This is a genomic window from Pseudomonas sp. F007, assembly GCF_057814275.1.
In genome coordinates this window covers 672,039-689,678 of record NZ_JBVATA010000001.1, presented here as the reverse complement: position 1 = coordinate 689,678, position 17,640 = coordinate 672,039, and the positions used below count along the sequence as shown (strand labels likewise).

13 protein-coding genes and 1 pseudogene are annotated in these 17,640 nt (G+C 56.9%); 8 read left to right on the top strand and 6 right to left on the bottom strand.

Going from position 1 to position 17,640, the window contains the following annotated elements; genetic code table 11:
- Positions 1 to 20: 20 nt before the first annotated feature.
- A complete protein-coding gene (locus ACZYR5_RS03230) occupies positions 21 to 1,046 on the bottom strand; it encodes an aromatic ring-hydroxylating dioxygenase subunit alpha (protein ID WP_489087939.1) in 1,026 nt (341 codons plus the stop codon).
- 75 nt (positions 1,047 to 1,121) lie between these two features.
- Complete coding sequence (locus tag ACZYR5_RS03225; RefSeq protein ID WP_489087940.1) at positions 1,122 to 2,144, bottom strand: ABC transporter substrate-binding protein; 1,023 nt, start codon at positions 2,142 to 2,144, stop codon at positions 1,122 to 1,124.
- A 664-nt stretch (positions 2,145 to 2,808) separates the two neighbouring features.
- Between ACZYR5_RS03225 and ACZYR5_RS03220 the strand changes: the two genes are divergently transcribed.
- On the top strand, positions 2,809 to 3,624 hold the full coding sequence (locus tag ACZYR5_RS03220) for an outer membrane protein OmpK (RefSeq protein ID WP_489087941.1): 816 nt from the start codon (positions 2,809 to 2,811) through the stop codon (positions 3,622 to 3,624).
- Between the two features lie 88 nt (positions 3,625 to 3,712).
- On the opposite strand, the gene ACZYR5_RS03215 is transcribed toward ACZYR5_RS03220, so the two are convergent.
- Positions 3,713 to 3,982 carry a DUF3077 domain-containing protein gene (locus ACZYR5_RS03215; RefSeq protein ID WP_489087942.1) on the bottom strand — a complete coding sequence of 90 codons (270 nt, stop codon included), beginning with the start codon at positions 3,980 to 3,982 and terminating at the stop codon, positions 3,713 to 3,715.
- Between the two features lie 684 nt (positions 3,983 to 4,666).
- Between ACZYR5_RS03215 and ACZYR5_RS03210 the strand changes: the two genes are divergently transcribed.
- The 4 genes from ACZYR5_RS03210 to ACZYR5_RS03195 all read left to right on the top strand — a co-directional run bounded on the left by ACZYR5_RS03210 (position 4,667) and on the right by ACZYR5_RS03195 (position 8,703).
- Complete coding sequence (locus tag ACZYR5_RS03210; protein WP_489087943.1) at positions 4,667 to 5,803, top strand: ImmA/IrrE family metallo-endopeptidase; 1,137 nt, start codon at positions 4,667 to 4,669, stop codon at positions 5,801 to 5,803.
- Positions 5,800 to 6,297, top strand: coding sequence for a DUF4411 family protein (locus ACZYR5_RS03205; protein ID WP_489087944.1), 498 nt, complete (start codon positions 5,800 to 5,802; stop codon positions 6,295 to 6,297). Before ACZYR5_RS03210 ends, ACZYR5_RS03205 begins: the two co-directional genes overlap by 4 nt.
- 797 nt (positions 6,298 to 7,094) lie before the next feature.
- Positions 7,095 to 7,856 carry a PAAR domain-containing protein gene (locus ACZYR5_RS03200; RefSeq protein WP_489087945.1) on the top strand — a complete coding sequence of 254 codons (762 nt, stop codon included), beginning with the start codon at positions 7,095 to 7,097 and terminating at the stop codon, positions 7,854 to 7,856.
- 457 nt (positions 7,857 to 8,313) lie between these two features.
- Complete coding sequence (locus ACZYR5_RS03195) at positions 8,314 to 8,703, top strand: hypothetical protein (protein WP_489087946.1); 390 nt, start codon at positions 8,314 to 8,316, stop codon at positions 8,701 to 8,703.
- 998 nt (positions 8,704 to 9,701) lie between these two features.
- On the opposite strand, the gene ACZYR5_RS03190 is transcribed toward ACZYR5_RS03195, so the two are convergent.
- Complete coding sequence (locus ACZYR5_RS03190) at positions 9,702 to 9,884, bottom strand: hypothetical protein (RefSeq protein WP_026067433.1); 183 nt, start codon at positions 9,882 to 9,884, stop codon at positions 9,702 to 9,704.
- Between the two features lie 561 nt (positions 9,885 to 10,445).
- Here ACZYR5_RS03190 and ACZYR5_RS03185 point away from each other — a divergent pair.
- The 3 genes from ACZYR5_RS03185 to ACZYR5_RS03175 all read left to right on the top strand — a co-directional run bounded on the left by ACZYR5_RS03185 (position 10,446) and on the right by ACZYR5_RS03175 (position 16,178).
- Positions 10,446 to 14,387 carry a response regulator gene (locus tag ACZYR5_RS03185; RefSeq protein ID WP_489061241.1) on the top strand — a complete coding sequence of 1,314 codons (3,942 nt, stop codon included), beginning with the start codon at positions 10,446 to 10,448 and terminating at the stop codon, positions 14,385 to 14,387.
- The gene (locus tag ACZYR5_RS03180) at positions 14,380 to 15,495 is read left to right on the top strand and encodes an HD-GYP domain-containing protein (RefSeq protein ID WP_017530054.1); all 1,116 of its coding nucleotides are present in this window, start codon (positions 14,380 to 14,382) and stop codon (positions 15,493 to 15,495) included. The genes ACZYR5_RS03185 and ACZYR5_RS03180 overlap by 8 nt, the downstream gene beginning before the upstream one ends.
- 254 nt (positions 15,496 to 15,749) lie before the next feature.
- Positions 15,750 to 16,178, top strand: a complete 429-nt coding sequence (locus ACZYR5_RS03175; protein ID WP_489061239.1) for a hypothetical protein — start codon at positions 15,750 to 15,752, stop codon at positions 16,176 to 16,178.
- Between the two features lie 57 nt (positions 16,179 to 16,235).
- On the opposite strand, the gene ACZYR5_RS03170 is transcribed toward ACZYR5_RS03175, so the two are convergent.
- A complete protein-coding gene (locus tag ACZYR5_RS03170; protein WP_489061238.1) occupies positions 16,236 to 16,511 on the bottom strand; it encodes a hypothetical protein in 276 nt (91 codons plus the stop codon).
- Positions 16,508 to 17,487 (bottom strand): annotated as a pseudogene (locus ACZYR5_RS03165) (integrase domain-containing protein). The gene ACZYR5_RS03170 and the pseudogene ACZYR5_RS03165 overlap by 4 nt, the downstream one beginning before the upstream one ends.
- Between the last annotated feature and the right edge of the window lie 153 nt (positions 17,488 to 17,640).

Sequence of the window (17,640 nt, the reverse complement as noted above, 5' to 3'; positions counted from 1 at the left end):
GGCGCACCGGGGCGCTGAATTCAGTGGCTGAGGAACACTTCGCTTTCGCCATGGGCTTCGAGCAGGCCCAGCAGTTGCCGGCGAATCACCAGGCCAGGCTTGTCCGACGGCATGTGCAGTTCCACTCGGCGACGGGTGTCGACACAGGCGTCGTAATCGGTGGCTTCGAGGATGTCGCGATCTTCGGCGGTGATTGCCGCATCCCAGTCAATCAGTTCCTGAGTCGAGCACTGCTCCTCGCTGTCGTTGCGATACAGCCACTGGACCAGCATCAGGCGCCCGTCTTCCATGGGCGTCGCGCAGTTGTAGATGATGTGGTGGATGCCGCTGTCCGGGTACATGCAGCCGAAGCGCCGGGAGAACGGCAGGTAATAACGGTTGATCAGGTGGCGCTGGGTGATCGGCTCGCGGGTGCCGGTGATGCGATAGCTTTCCTCGGGGTTGCGGATCGGCACTCGGGTTTCGGCCTCGAAGCCGTAATCGGTTTCGCGGAACTCGTAGCCGGCCGGCGCCGGCTGGTCGAACAGGCCGAAGTTGGCTTTGTGGACGAAGGAAAAGTGCGAATTGTCGAAGGAGTTTTCCATGACCCGCAGCGGGCTGGTTTTCCACTCCTCATAAAACTGGAAAATGCGCCGGTAGCCCGGGGCGCCGTCTTCGGGAAACTCGGGGATCGGTTGCAGCGGATCCTCGAGGGCGACCCAGGCGTAGCCGTATTTTTCCTGGCAGTGAAAGGCCTCGACCGAGGCGCCCGGTGGGATCATGCCCGCGGGGTTCTGCGGGATCTTCACGCAGGTGCCGGTGCAGTCGTATTCCCAGCCGTGATAGCCGCAGGCAATGTTGCCGTCCTCGCTGATAAAGCCCTTGGACAGTTTGGCGGTGCGGTGGCAGCAACGGTCGCGCATCGCCACCGGGGTGCCGTCGGGGCGCTTCCACAACACCAGGGCTTCACCCAGCAGCGTGAAGGGTTGCGGGCCGCCATCCAGGGCGCTCATGGGCAACAGGGCGTACCAGAAACGGCGCAATACAGGTTGTTTGGTGACCAACATAACAAGTGTCCTCACGGTATTCGTTCAGCCGGCTCTTGGGCCCGGGCTTTGGGTTCAGCGTTGCTGCAATCGGGCTTAGCGGCTGGCGGCCTGCTCAGAGGTCGGCAGCACCTTCAAGTTCTCGACGAAGCGTGTGGTATAGGCCTTCTGCCAGGGCGCATCGGCACCGAGCAGGCCGGCCTCGACCATGAAATTGCGGGTGGCCTGCCAGCGCGCATCGCTCATCACACCGATGCCCTGGGTGGCGGCATCACCACCGGTGACCAGGCGGTATTGCTTGAGGGTCGACAAGCCCCAGGCCAGCAGCTCATCGCTCATGTTCGGGTTGTCGGCCTTGATCAGCGGGTTGGCGCTCGGGTTGTCCAGGTAGCGTTTCCAGCCCTCCATCGAGGCGCGGACAAAACGCTGGACCCGGTCCGGGTGCTGATCGATTACGTCCTGGCGGGTGACCAGGGTCGAGCCGTAAGGCGGGTAGCCGGCATCGGCAAACAGGAAAAAATTGGGCTTCTCGCCGGTCTTCATCGCCTGGAACAACTCGGAGCTGGCGTAGGCCTGCTGCGTGGTGTTGGCGTCGGCGAGAAAGGGTTGCAGGTTGAAGGTGTAGGGCCGCGCCTGGCTGTCCGAGAGCTGGTACTTGCCCTTGAGCCATGGCCACCAGGTTTGCTGGCCCGAGGTAGACACCAGCACCTGCTTGTTCTGCAGGGCGTCGAGGCCGCTGACGTCGGCATGGGTCATCAAGCCTTGCGGGTCACCCTGGAAGGGCGCGGCCACGGCCACCACCGGCAGGCCTTGCTCCACGCTCTTGAGGATCTGCAAGTCGTAATTGACGATGAAGTCGGCCTGCTTGTTGACCAGCAACTGCATGCCATTGACCTGCGGCCCGCCCATGCGAATGGTCACGTCCAGGCCTTCTTTCTCGTACAAACCATCGGCCAGGGCCTGGTAGAAACCACCCTGTTCGGCCTGGGCATACCAGGAAGTGAGCAGCACCACCTTGTCATTGGCCAGGGCCAGCGGAGATGCCACCAGGGCAGCGGGCACCAGGGCCATGGCCAGCAGCGAGCGAAGCGGTTGACCCAAGGCAAAGCGAATTTTCATGATGTGTTCTCCACAACGATTCGAAAACCGCCGCGCGCCAATCGGCACGCCAGCGAGGGACCGATTGGAGAGAACGTGGGAAGAGAGGGCGCAAGGCGTAGTACTCGCGGCTGACACGTCTCTCTTGCCCGGGGCGCTGGCGCCGCGTTCAAGCATCCAATCGGACGTACGCCCCCAAGGGAGGGCGCAAGAGCAATGCCCGGTGCCATGGCTGGCACTGACCGCTTCTACTCGACAGGAGTCATAGCCAGAAGTGTGCCAAGTCGTTTCTGTCGCGCCGTCAGGGGATTCGGCGTGTCAGACGCTTAGTGAGCGGTGGGTAGGACGATTCGCGACGGTGCGAGTTTTTGCCGGCGGGCTTCAAGTTGGTGCGTAGCCCATTCGTGGATCGGGTGTGCAGTTTTGGGTGAGGATTGTGTTGAATGAGGTTTGCAGATTGTATTCGATCACTTGGCACAACCCGTGCTAAGTCCTAGGTCGAGTAGAAGCGGTCAGCACTGAGTGGCTCCAACAGGACCCAGGGTGCCGGGCATTGCTCTGGCGGCATCACGCCGCGTACCCGGCAAGGGGCGCCCCTCGGTATCGAGGGCCAGAACAGTGGCTAACCCGCAGCTCGGGCATGCCTTGCCGGTGATTAACGCCAATCACCTACCAGGGACAGCCCATGAAAACATCTCCATTACCTTCAGCTTCTCTTTTACGCCGCAGCCTGCTGCCGCTGTTCGCCCTGGCCAGCGCCAGCGCCGAAGCCGGCCCGCTGCTGTGGAACGACAACAGCCTGAGCTACCTCTACGGCCAGCACTTCAAAGTCGACGGCACCGGCGACGACACCCAGCAAACCGTGACCTTCGAACACGCCAGCGGCTGGACCTGGGGCGACATCTTCATGTTCGTCGACAACAAATGGTCCAACGGCCTCTCGGGTAACGACGGTCATTCCTACTACGGCGAATTTTCCCCACGGCTGTCCCTGGGCAAAATCAGCGACCGCTCATTCAGCTTCGGCATCGTCAAGGACGTGCTCATCGCCGCCACCTACGAGCGCGGCGAAAGCCGCAACCGCAAATACCTCCTCGGCCCCGCGGTCGACCTCGCCCTGCCGGGTTTCGATCGCTTCTCCCTGAACACCTACTACCGCAAACCCGACGGCATCACCGGCAAGGCCTCCGGCCAATGGCAGATCAACCCCACTTGGTCCATGACCCTTCCTGTCGGCCGCTCCGACATCCTCTTCGACGGCTACCTGGAGTGGTACGTCAACGACGTCGGCAACAAAGGCACCGCCAACTACGTGGCCAAAAGCCTGCACTTCAACCCGCAGCTCAAATACGACGTCGGCAAAGCGCTGGGGCAACAGCCGAAGCGTTTTTATGCGGGGCTTGAGTGGGACTACTGGTCGAACAAATACGGAATTGAAGACACCTCCGGATTCCCAACGGACCAGAACGCGCTGAGTCTTTTGCTGAAGGTGCATTTCTGACGGGAAAAGCGTGACGGGTAGGACGTTTGACCGGGGCGCGTGGTGCCCCGGTCCTCACTGGCCATAATGTCCGGGCTTGTAGGATCCCCTACCCCCGATCCCGCCCCAACACCTTCACCGCATCATCCACCAACGCCTTCCCCATCCCCATCAAATAATGCGCGGCCCAGGCATGCCGATCCGTATCCCGGGCATACGCCTCATCCTCCGAAAGCAACTTCGCCAGATGCAGAAAATCCGAGCCCATGGACAGCGCATCACCCAATGGCACATCGCGAGCGACGTGAAACAGTGCTTGGTCTGCGCAGTGGAGCGCCGGGGTCAGGCCGATGGTTTTGAGTTCGGATTGTTCAGTCATTGGCCACCTCCGAGGAAGGGGAGGCGATGGGGGAGGGGGTTATGCGATTGGGTCTGCGAAGAGAGGAAGCCAAATTTCAAACGGATTTGTCTTGGTCATGGTCAACATCCTTGATTTGAGGAGCTGCCACGAGCCTTCTCACGGGCTTGGGTGACAGCCGTGCGCGGGGTGAGAAACCGGCAATCAAGGCAACCGGTAGACCCGAAGGTCTCCCACGCACAGCCGCCATAAAGCCATACCGCAGACGAAAAAAAACGCCGCGACAGGTTTTGGGGCGCTTTGCGCCTTGATTATTTCGGGCTCTCACACCCGGTCGCTGAATTTGCAGCGACCGGGTGTGAGAGCCCAGACTCTTTTCCTGCAACCCTCGAGCGTGCAGGGTGATTATGTGGACAGCCCTGGGATATCTGCGTTCTGAGGGGACGGCGGAGCTCTGGAAAAAAGGCATGCCATCTGTCCGCGGGTTACATATTTGCGCTTCGGGTCGTTGCGGATTTACCTCATAATCGCGCGCTCCTACCGTTGGCAGCTCTGCTTATCGACTAAGCTGTAGTCGCTGCCACCAGACCTCAAACAGCCAAGGAGAAAGGCAATGCCAGACAGCTGGAATCAGCGCCAATCGAGTGCATCCATCACGCATCCCCTCGAACGTCTGCTGACCACATCGGGTTTGCCTACGCCCCTATGAGCCAAGCTGCCTACGTAAATCCAAGCCTGCTCATCTGGTCTCGGGAGCGCGCGGGTCTCTCCACTGAGCAGGTTGCTAAAAAGCTGCCAGTGAAGCCTGATCGAGTGCAGGAGTGGGAGACTGGCCAGACCAAACCAACATTTCTACAGGCTCAAAAGTGGGCGAGCGTCGCTCACATCCCGTTTGGTTTCTTGTTTCTCCAGCACCCGCCAGTCGAACAATTGCCTTTACCTGATCTGCGGACGGTGGGAGGGATTGCTCCTCAACGTCCCACTTTAGAGCTGTTGGACACCGTAAGAGATGCAATACGTAAGCAGGACTGGTATCTCGAGTACCTTCAACGTCAGGAGCATCAACCGCTGGCATTTGTGGGTCGCTTCAGTAGTCGATCTCAAGTCCGAGAGGTGGTCGACGATATCCGCCGGGTCTTAGGCGTGAACCCCGACATTGCTCGATTAGATTACGAAAAATATAGCCGCGTCCTGATCGAGGCTGCGGAAACGGCTGGCATTCTGGTTATGCGCAGTGGGATCGCTTTGGGGAATACTCACCGCAAACTTGAAGTGAGCGAGTTTCGGGGTTTTGCTATCAGCAATTCCTACGCCCCTGTCGTATTTATCAATAGTTCCGACGCCCCCACTGCCAGGTTGTTCACGTTGCTTCACGAACTGGCCCATATCTGGATCGGAAGCAGTGGAGTGTCTGACGGGAACTCCGCAAATGGTCGGGATGAGGAGCGTTTCTGCAATGCAGTTGCAGGTGAATTTTTGGCTCCCGAAGTCCAATTCCGCGCGCTGTGGAACGCAGATATTGATTGGCAAGACAATTTAGCTCCCCTGGCCACTCGGTTTCATATCAGTAAATTAGCGATCGGCCGCCGCGCATTAGATCTTGGCTATATAGGTCGGGCGCAATACAGCGCTTACTATCGAATGATCCTCAAGGCTTTCCAGGATGAAAAAGGTGGAGCGGGTGACTATTACCGTAACGCTACAGCGAAAAACAGCCCTCGCCTGAGCAAGGCAGTGTTGACTGAAGCAATGTGTGGTCGGATGCTGCTGCGCGAGGCGGGACACTTGCTCGGCGTGCAACCTGCCAAATTAAGGACTCTCGCTAGCAAGATTACGGAATGAATCATTTACTCGACGCTAACACACTGATCGAAGCGAAGAACCGTTACTACGGGATGGCTATATGTCCTGGATTTTGGCAGTGGCTACTGCTTAAAAACAAAGCATTAGATTTGGCCAGTATTGCACCTGTTATGGACGAACTAACTAAGGGGCATGATGATCTGGCGGGGTGGGCGAAGGATAACCCTGATTTCTTTCACTCCACCGCCGATCAGGATACGCAACTGGCATTCGCCGAGATTGCGGGTTTTGTATCTAATCAAGCGCACAAAATGAAGTTAGGCGCTATGGAGGAGTTTTTAGCGGGTGCAGACCCTTGGTTAATTGCGAAAGCGATGACGACAGGGGCTACGGTCGTTACTCACGAGGTGTTGAATTTCGACGCCAAACGAAAATTCATCATTCCGAATATCTGTAAGGACATGAGCGTGTCTTTTTTAAATACTTTTGAGTTGTTGCATAAGCTTGAGGCAAAGTTCGTATTGCCTGCTTAAAACGGTGAGTTTGTTTGCTGGATGTGTGTGGCGGTTTACCGATTTAGGACGCGACATATCTAAAAATCGTCTCAGGTGTGCGGGCTCCCAAACGGGGGGGAGTGACGTGTTACCCGCCGTCCCCAGACGAAATAAAAAGGCCTTGCCTTCGCAAGGCCTTTTTCAATGATGCCTGAGGGAGACTCGAATACTTGGCTTTTAGTTGATTGTTTGTAGGGGGGTATGGTTTTTTGAGATCGCTCTACTCACCTGTTATTGCGTGGATTGATCAAGAAATCCAGCATCAATCTGAGTCTGCACCCATTTCTCCATTACTTCACAAAGATCACGAAAATCAGCGAACTCTGTTGCGAGCCAAGTGGATGGAACGAATACATGATCACGGTACGTGGCAGAGGGCGTGCCGTCATACGCTGTGCAGAGAAGCACCTCTTGTCCCCGGCCTGTTATAGCTGCAGGCACAAACACGACCCCAGTGTCAGAGACACCCACGGTCATCATCCATTTGGGCACTTTTTTACGGCTTGTATTTTCTTTTATCGCAGCTGTCGATCGAGTGCCCTGAAATCTAAGTTGTGAGTTAACTGGCTTGCAGCCTTCTCATTGGCTATTGCCCCTGTTCATATTTGTCGCCCTTTTCTGTGTTGTTAGTAGGAAATTTCCTTTTCGCTCTGTGCGGTATTGAATTACCACCTCGCCCACGTACGTTGTGTTCGCCCACTCATTTCGGGTCGATGTAATTCAAATAACAACAGCACACGCCTTCGTGGCGTCCTGGTGGACAAGGAGTTCAAGCAATGGCAGACGGACATTTCATTCGACTGGGTGACGAAACGACTTGCGGTGGCAAAGTTCTTGAGGCCGACACGCGGGTTACGATGTTTGGCATCGCCCATGCCCGGGTAGGCGACCGTGTATCTTGCGGAAAAAGCGACGAAACTTACGAGATTGTAGGAGGTGTTCCCTATATCGACAGCCACGGCAGGTTGGTGGCGGGCTCGCTGGACAGCTACAGCAACTGTCCTTGCAAGGCTGGTTTGACCCCTTCGTTTTTCACGGCCTGTTACGAGTCGACACGAACTGCTGCTCCTTACAGCAGGGGGGCCACCTCTCAGCCCACCGCATCGTTCGCCAATCACTCGGCAGCCGCGCGATCGGCCACTCCCAAGGTTGCGCCGAATAGGCCCACGCCGACGCGCATGAGCGGTGCAGCGCCCCAGGAACCAGGCTTCTACATCGTCCCCAAAAGCACCACCCGCGAACAGCTCGAGGCCTCTCTGTTCACCCTTCGAGACCCAGCTGTGATGGGCAAGTTCAAGCTGCTCAATCCTAATCTGAGCGACATCAAAGCCGGATCGATGATTGTGTTGAGCGACCCCGACAACTTCCATTGCAGCCGAGAAGAAGTCCAACTCATGGACGTGGCGGCCAAGGTTAACCAAGTGCTTGCAGCGTTGAGCCCGGACGAGGCGGATTTCATGGTGCCACACCGTGACGTCATTCAGACATTTTTGACCTATGGCTCTGGGGAATTGGGTTTCCTCAGCACATCAATCTGAAAAAAATGCTGGGCATTTCCAGCCAGAGCTTGGTCCACCACTGGAGCAATGCCAGCCCTGCCGGGAAAATACCGGGTTATGCGACCCACCTTGAAGGCGTGGCGAGGGCTTCAAAGTACGTTAAATACGGCGGTTGGTTCGGTACCGCCGTGGGGGACGGGGCATCGTATTCAAAGGTTCAGGATGTGTGTGCCGCGGGAAGCAATGTTGCCTGTGATCGGGTTAAATTTACAGAGACGGGAAGTTTTACTGGCGGATTTGTAGGCGGCGGAATCACGGGGAGTGCTCTATCAGCCACAGCTGTCGGTAGCATTTGTGTTGGGTTGGGGGTGCCAACGGGCGGGCTCGGACTACTAGCCTGCAGTATTGTTGTGGTCGGACTGGGCTCTGTGTCCGCCGGTGCTATTGGCGGATTTATGGGTGAAAAAATTGGAGAGCGGATATTCGAGGCGATCCAATGAATATTAGTCTCGCAGATGCACTGTTTCTGGCATCTGGCCTGATGGTTTTCGGCGGAGCGTTGGTTGTTTTTGGCACTGCGCTTTACTTGGGTTACACCAAGGGAGATACATTGTTAGAGTGTTTCCCAAACAGCTCATCAATTATAACAATCCCGGCACATATAGACCGTGGGCTACTAGGCAAGATGCGACTGGTTTACTCGGTTTCCAGCGTGGTTACGTTTCCCCGAGTTTTTCTGAAGCAAGGTGTCGTCGCAGCGGAGGACCTCGAACGCTTTCCTTCTGATCTCAGACGAAAGCTTGTAGCGCTGCAATGGACGCTGCTAACGGTGTTGTCGGGCATGATGATTCTCGGTTTGGGAGTGATGGCGGGGGTGATCCCCTAACCCAACCGGCAGAGGTGGGCACCCTGATTCTGGTCAGGGTGTCCGCAGTCGATTCCACTTTCGCTTGTCCGAGTCGCGGAATTGACGGTTTATCAGAACAAGGTAAAACAACAAACATGTGCCACTAAAGGGTGTGGGCCGATGGCGCGAGGACAAGTAGAGCCGACATCTAAAAAGTGCAAAAATTGCCGTGTCATAAGAGAGGTTGTTGAGGCGAAATTTAATAAAGGGATTTGCTACGCATGTAGGAGATCATTGCACGCGGGAGGGCGTGATGGGCAGAAACAGCACCCCGTCAGATTTAAGATCTTCCTCGGCGTTTCTTCCTTGTGTTGTTTTATGTTGGCCGCTTACGCAGTCTATTATAAGTCCATCGTGCTGCCTTATGGAGGGCGCCGATCCCGATCCATGTTGTTGGAGTTTAAAGGGCTGGGAATTACAGTGCCCGTGGCGGCGCTACTTATGTTTGCGGTCGGTTTGTTGGCTACTTTGGTTGTTGTTCATCGTGGCTCTGATGAAAAGTCACATGAGCGTTTTATTAGAAATTGCTTGGTGTCAGGTGTTTTCTTGTATTGGATTTCGATCTTTTTCGGGAGTTATCGGTAGCTATCTTCGAGGTGGGAAGGGCGGCAGTCTGATACCTGGCCCCGGGCGTACGAAAGCTCGAAGAGCTTCGCCGGCAAGCCGGCTCCTACAACAGACCAAAAAAAAAGGCCTTGCTTTCGCAAGACCTTTTTCAATTTTGGTGCCCGAGGGAGACTCGAATAATAGCATAACTGTATAATTAATATAGTTTTTTGCATGTGTACACTTCCACGTTGTACCGTGAAGTGTACACCCTACCAGCCTCCAATAAGGGCTGGTGTCGATGGAAGCCTGATTGGATTTCTCCATCCAATTTCCGACGAGCTGTGAATAATATCTACAAAAAATTGGTTATGGATAGACTCCCTAGTCTGCCAAAAAATGTCGAACTGATACATGGCGAACTTTCGCGATTAGTCGGGCGTCATGAGCACAGCAAGCGTTATCTTGATGAACTCCTCGTTTCGATCGATCGTGTCTAGGGCGCCCCGAACATTGTCGGCGACGTCCGCCGATCCGCGCATCTCTACCCAGTTCGAAAGCTCCATGATGGCGGCCTCCAGGGCGAGCTGGTTTTCGTTGATCTTAAATAGCAGGGAAGGGAGTAAGTCTGAGTTTGGCGTTGTGCAATCCTCCGTGAAATTTTCAGCGTAGCAGGAGGATTACTGACCTCGGTAGGGAGTTGCGCATGGTCGGAAGGACACCGGGAGGAGGGTGCATCCACAGTCGACTGCTGCCAGTCATGAAGGGCCGCAGTCGACCGATTCTGTTGAAAAAGTCGACCATGGTTTCCACGGCAGAAAAGTACGCGTCCGAGATTGAAATTTTTACTTTTGGCAGAGGTTTCCAGACGCAGATTTCACGCAGCAGCTTGCAAAAATGGTGTTCTCACTAGGCAATGGCCAGGCAGTTTTGGATAACCGACTTTTTCAACAGAATCGACCCGGAGCAGACATTGGCGAAACTTATGTGTACGAGTACTGAGTAAGCGTCCGGAAACTCACTTTCCGAACGGTAAGCACCAGTGGAAATTCGCTAGCTGGCCCAGTTTTTGTTGCTGGCGCTTGCTGTAGCGTATGCCTACACTCCAAAAGCCTATCGTACCAGTGTAGGAAGACGGACAAGCTCTGCAAGGGCGTTCACAAGGATATGTCGAGTTGGATCGTGAGCAATTACCTACCAGCAGGTGCATTTTGAAAACAAAGCCGCGCTGGGGAGCGTTGCTTGCGCTGGGAGGCTTGTTGGTGCTGAGCATGCCATGCGTGGAAGCACGTACGCTGTCCCAGATTCGGGAAAGTGGCGTCCTGCGCATATGCGTGGCTGGCTCAAGCGCTTCCTTCTACCGGACCAATGCGGAGGCGTTCGCGCAATCACTTGGTTTACGCCCACAGGTAACGGAACTGCCGAGTTTCGATGCGCAGTTTCACGACGATCGGGGCGAGACCGTACGCGAGGCAAGCTACGACCCGAAGCTACTCGCCGACGGCAGCTGTGATCTTTATCCAAATGACTTGCAGATCGTCCCTTGGCGCGAAACGAAGATGTTGCTCGTGCCCTACTACCGGGTCCGCAACCTGGTCATCGCCCATCGCTCCAACCAGTCCCTGGGCAACGAGGTGTCTGATTTGCTCGGTCTGACGGCGGCAGTGCAGAAGGGCACTGGCTACGAGCAGTGGATCGATGAAGCCAACCGCGGTCCTCTCTCCAGTCAGCCGGTCAGAATAGTCTATGCGCCAACCGAACAGGCGGTGAAACTGGTCGCCGATGCGAAGGTGGATTTCACGGTGTTGGGTAGCGAAAGCGCGCTGCGCTGGGCCCGTGAAGATCCCGAACGTCTCTCCATTGCGTTTCCGGTCAGCGAAGCGACCAGCGTTGGGTGGGGTGTTGCGCGCAACGCCCCGGATCTCGCGCGAGCGCTGGAGCGGTTCTTCCAGTCCAGCAATCGCATTGATTCGCCGCTCGATGCGAGCTGGCGGCGGTACTATCGCGTATCGCTCATGGAATACCGGCTGTTCGAGGAGTCCTTCAACGAGGACAGTCTCGATATCAAAACCGTAATGAACTGGGCGATCCCGAGTTTGGTCGCGGTCCTGCTGTTGCTCGGCGCCATGCTGGCCTGGAACCGACGCCTCAACCGCGAAGTGGACGAGCGCAAGCGCGTTGCCGCAGAGCTAGCCGAGCGCGAGGCTTTCACCCGCGCGCTCATGGATACAAGCCCCGCCAGCCTGGTGCTGGCAGATCGGAACGGGGTCGTCAGGGAAGTAAGCCAACGCTTTTCACAGGCGACCGGTTATGTCAGCGAGGACCTGCTCGGGCGCAACGCCACGAGCCTGTATGTCGACCCTAAGGAGCGCGAACGCTTCCTCGAACTGCTGACACGAAACGGCAAGGTCGAACACTTCGAGACTCGCCTGTTGCACAAAAATGGATCAATTCTCTGGGTTCTGGTCGGCGCATCATTCGTGACAATCCACGGTGAGACCCTGGTCGCTAGCTGGGTGCGCGATGTCACGGATCATCATGCGGCAGCAGTGGCGCTTAGCGAAGAACGCGCGCGGCTGCAGGCAATCCTCGATACGAGTCCAATCAACATAGCCTTTTCTACCCAGGGCGTGATCCGCTTCGCCAACCCCCGCTTTTGTGAAACGTTCGGCGTAGGCGTCGGTGACGCTGCTTCGCAGATTTACGCGAATGGGCATGATCGCGAAGCCATCGTCGAACGCCTCACGGACGACGGCATCGCAAAGGACCAGGAAGTACCGATGCGTGACCGGCAGGGGCGCGAACGCACCATACTTGTCACCTACCTGCCAATCCAGATCCAGGGGGAGCAAGGGCTGCTCCACTGGCTGCAGGACATCACCGAGCGCAAGGCAGTAGAGCAGGTGCAACAGCGGGCGAAGGAGATTGCTGAAGAGGCGACGCGGGCAAAAAGCGACTTCCTTGCAAACATGAGTCACGAAATCCGCACGCCCATGAATGCGATCATCGGCATGTCCTACCTTGCGCTGAAGACTTCGCTGGACCAGCGGCAGCGCGATTATGTCTCGAAGATCCACAACGCGGGCACTTCGCTGCTTGGCATCATCAACGACATCCTCGACTTCTCCAAGATCGAGGCCGGAAAGCTCAGCGTCGAGGCCGTGCCGTTTGAGATCGATGCGGTGCTCGACAACGTGTCCTCGCTGATTGCGCAAAAGGCCTACGACAGGGGTATTGAGCTGCTGTTCGACCGGGCGTCGGACGTTCCCGGGACGCTGCTTGGAGATCCGCTGCGCCTGGGCCAGGTCATCCTGAACCTGGTAGGCAATGCAGTGAAATTCACCGAGCATGGGCAGGTGACGGTCGTGGTTCGCAACCTGGGCCGCACCGGCGACAAAGTTCAACTGCAGGTTCGTGTACGCGATACCGGTATCGGCATGACTCCCGAGCAAGCCGGGCGACTCTTTGAGGCCTTTGCCCAAGCCGATAGCTCCACCACGCGACAATTCGGCGGTACCGGCCTGGGCCTTGCCATCTCGAAGCGCATCGTCGAGCTGATGAGCGGAACGATCGCGGTGGACTCCGAACCGGGCAACGGCAGCACGTTCTCTTTCAGCGTCTGGCTTGGTCTTGACCAGCACATGCGTACGCAGCGCCAGATTGTCCCTGCGGAGCTCGCCGGAGCGCGGGTCCTGGTCGTCGATGACAATGCCGACGCGCGCCAGATCCTTTCCGATATGCTTCGCGTAGCGGGACTTTCGCCGGTCGCGGTGGCGTCAGGCGAGGCTGCTCTGGAGAGCCTTCGCGGTGCGGCGGCCGACGACCCGTTCCGGGTGCTATTGGTGGATTGGCAGATGCCAGAGATGGATGGCATCGAGACGACGCGCCGGGCGCTTGGCCTGCAGCCTACATTGTACGCCGTCATGGTCAGTGCATTTGGGCATGACGAAATGCACGCCGCTGCGCAAGCGGCCGGCATTCGCGCGTTCCTGGTCAAGCCGGTCAACCAGTCCTCGCTGGTAGAGGTACTGGTCAACTTATTCGCGCCGCAAACGGGCGTGGTGGCGGTAACCGTACCCATTGCGCAGGCGCAGGTGCTCGCCGGAGTGCGCCTGCTCGTCGCGGAGGACAACGAAATCAACCAACAGATTGCCAGGGAGCTTCTCGAGGCTGCCGGTGCCCTGGTGGAAATTGCCGGCAACGGCTGCGAGGCGCTGTCGATGTTGGCTGCAGCGCAATACGACGCGGTGCTGATGGACGTACAGATGCCGCAGATGGATGGTCTCGAGACGACCCGGCGTATTCGCGTCGAGCCTCACTGCGCACAGATCCCGGTGATTGCTATGACCGCACATGCCAGGGTCGAGGACCGGGAGCGCTGCATCGAGGCGGGCATGGTCGACCATGTGACCAAGCCCGTGGATCCGCAAGCACTCATCGCCACGGTTCTGCGCTGGGTCGTACCTCGGTCGGCGGCAGTGGAGCCGTCCAGCGTCGCATCGGGCGAGGAGCGCCTACCGGACATTCCAGGGCTAGATAGCGCCGACGGACTGAGGCGAGTGGCGGGCAATCGCCAGCTATACATCAAGCTGCTGGGTCAATTTGCCGACCGCAGGGCTTTGGAAGGGCAAGCGCTGGGGAGCGCGCTGCGCGCGGGTGATCGGGCTACGGCCGAGCGAATGGCCCATACCGTGAAAGGCGTTGCAGGCAACCTCGGCTTCAGCGGCCTGCAAGTCATGGCCGGTAAGCTGGAAACCGCGATCAGGGCGCACGCTGAGTCGGACGCATTGGTGAATGAATTGATCGAAGCGCTCTCGCTGGCCGTGCATGCGATCCGCCAAGCGCTGGGTAGCGGCCAGGCAGCACCGGCGGTGGTATCGAGCGTCGACTGGGCACAGCATGCCATAGCGCTCATGCACCTGCTGGAGGCCAATGACGGAGCAGCGCCGGATTATATGGAGCAGTATGCGGATTCGTTGCGCGGAGCACTCGGCCAGGACAGTTTCGAGCAGTTGATGAATGAGGTGAACAACTTTGACTTCGAGGCCGCACGGCTAACACTCAAGCGTGCATCGACGGCCCGCGATACCCCGTGCTGGAGGGAGCATCATGAGTGAAACGCTAAACTACTCACTTAGCCCGATCATCCTCATTGTCGATGATACGCCGGAGAACATTACGCTGATCAATGGCCTGCTGAAGGACATCTACCGCACGCGCGTGGCCATCAGCGGTGAGCGCGCGCTGAAGGCAGCGGTGCAGGAGCCTCGCCCGGATCTGATTCTGCTCGACATCATGATGCCTGATCTGTCGGGGTATGAGGTGGCAGAGCAGCTCAAGCGCGATCCGCGCACCGCTGATATCCCGATCATCTTCATCACCGCCATGGCGACAATGGAAGACGAGATCCTGGGTTTGCAGATGGGCGCCGTGGACTACATCACCAAGCCGATCAATCCACCCATCGTGCTGGCACGGGTGGAAACCCAATTGAAGGTCAAGGCGGCCGCCGACTTTTTGCGTGATCAGAAGGCTTACCTTGAGCAGGAAGTTCAGCGCCGCACCGCCGAGGTCATCGCCATCCAGGATGTGACCATTCAGGCCATGACCTCGCTGGCCGAAACCCGCGACAATGAGACGGGTAACCACATTCGACGAACTCAGCACTACGTCAGACTACTGGCCGAGATGCTTCGCGAACATCCGAGGTTCCAGCATTTTCTCAATGACGAGAGCATCCGCCTGCTGTTCAAGTCGGCTCCACTGCATGACATCGGCAAGATCGGCATACCCGATGGCATACTGCTCAAGCCGGGGCGCCTCACGCCGGAAGAGTTCGAGACGATGAAGACCCATACGGTACTGGGACGCGATGCCATCCGGAATGCCGAAGAGCAGTTAGGCACCTCGGTGGCATTTCTGCGCCTTGCCAAGGAGATCGCCTACAGCCACCATGAAAAGTGGGATGGTACCGGTTATCCCGACGGGCTGAGTGCCGATGACATCCCCATCAGCGCCAGGCTCATGGCGGTGGCGGATGTCTATGACGCGCTGATTAGCCGACGCGTATACAAGAAGGGCATGTCACACGATCAGGCGCTGGAGATAATCCGCCAGGGATGTGCTACGCATTTCGATCCAGAAATCTGCGAGGTTTTCCTGGCCAACCATGAGCAATTCCAGGCTATCGCGGTGCGTTTTGCTGATAGCGGTCAGGATGGCTAATCAACGCGTCGCCGTGAAATCAATGCCCAGGGCTTTTGGTCATTTTTTTTGAGGTTTTGAAATACCCCGTAGAGGCAATGCGCACTCCATCGATCATTTGGCATCACATCTGCTCGAACGTCCGTCATGGGTCGTTTTCTGCCTCTCGCGATGGACAGAAAACGGCCAGAAGCGGACAGCGCTTACCTAGAGCTTTGCACGGTAAAAATACTCTAATAGCCTGCTCAACAAACTTCGCTCCTGGCCCTCAACATATGCTCCCTTCCGACATCGAAGAATGGCTCCAATCTAACTCTTCCTCTGGCTATAGAGCACATTTGCTAGCTCACCAAGCTGACGTCTCGTTTTACGTCACCACGTTGGAAATCGAGGGTACTGAGCTAGCCGATCTTTATTTTCGTCACGGCGCAATGCCTGTTCGGGGATGGTATGAGTTGATCGAAATCGATCAGGTTGAGCAGGTGACTACCTACGCGATCAACGAGCTTGGAGTACCAGTTGGTTATCTGGCTCTTACCGGAGTAGTGGGGCAAGGCATCGTGCTCTACAACCGCTCATCCCAAGCTGTGTTTGATGTAGAGTTCGGTCAGTTCGACCTTCTTCTAAAGGGCGAATTAGCACCTATCGCAACTACGTTTAGTGGCTTCCTCCGGTGGTGTCGTGACCGCGATCAGGACGACTAAAGCAATGGGGAGCGGAAATAGTTTTTCGTCCGCTTCTGGCCGTTTTCTGACCTTCCCTTAGTGGGTGAACTGCCAGGATTTTCCTAGACGATGAGTGAGTAATTGTATGGTCAACAAATAGTAATAGCGCGTCGATTCAGTGCGCTGGTTTAGATGGTGATTCAAAAACCATGCAAGGTGTTTTCTCTGCCAAGTCCATGGATTGTCGCATTGCCAGCGCTCAGCGATCGCTGTTTGGATAGTCTTCGCCTGACGCAGGTGGCGTTGGCGTGTGGTGTGTGATCCGGTCAAGACGCCCGCCAGGAACAGCTCCATATCGAATGCCGTGTTCATGCTCGACCACCAATGTAAGCCGATACCACGCCGATACGGCCGTGCCCCAGCTCATAGCTGATTTGTACTCGGGCCTCCTGATCGAGGTGTCGGTTGAGCTGATAGCAATGGCCACCGTTGATAGGCGCGGGATGATGGGTGATTTGCTCGTAACGTTCGCATGCATAGGCTGCCCGCAATTCATGGAAGCCTTTGAGGTTGTTCTTGTGGAGGATGTCCCGTGCGGGGCCGACGATTCCCTGCAAGAAATCGAGGTAGCGTTCGTTCGGTGCAAGCAGGTTGCGGCTATCGTCGGGCGAGACCTTTTCGGCAAACTTCAGTGCGTCACGAATATGATCATCCTCCCTGATCCAGCGAGGTGCTGACGCGCCTGAACGGCCACCTTTGGTACCGTCCTGGATGTTGATCTTGCCGTATTGTTCGGCCTCATGCTTCAAGCGCGGAAGGTCGGCCAAAATCGCCTCGCGTAAGCGCATGCCTGTGGCTCGTGCCAGCTGCACGATGGCAGCCGCGCGCGGTAGTTGGTATTCGCAGAGCGCCTCGACGATCCGCTTCACCTGTTCACGATCCTGGCCTTGCGGGGCTGCTGTGCGGACGGTTGTGCGCTGCAGTCCTAAAGCCTTGCTCGGACTCGACACCTTCACATACTGATCACCTCGCAGCGCGGCCATGGTCCGATTCGCACTGGATAATCGGTTTGTGCAGTCGCGATAGCGAGCTCATCTTGTTCAACTTGCTGGCGCAGATAACCGGCGTAGTCCAGCAAGGTCTGCCGATCAATTTGTCGCGCATCGTTAAACCCTGGTCCATCCTCCGACCGACACCAGCGTACAAACGCCTGCCAGCGATCACTGTGCGCCTTTACCGTGCCGTAATGCCCACCGCCGAACATGTCTTTCAACGCCTGCGGCCCGGCGTAGCTCAATTGCCGGCCATAGCCAAAATTGCGCTCGTCCCGTTTACCGACCAACGCCATGATCAAACTCCTCTCGAAGTCAAAACGTTGAAGCTTTTCCCCACGTCATCCCGCTAAGAATGTTGAGTGTTATCAGGGATCAAGGCCCCTGCGACCTGTGAGGGTTGTCCACTAACGCGGGACTGGCGGCTCTTTACGACCGGGAGCTTGGGC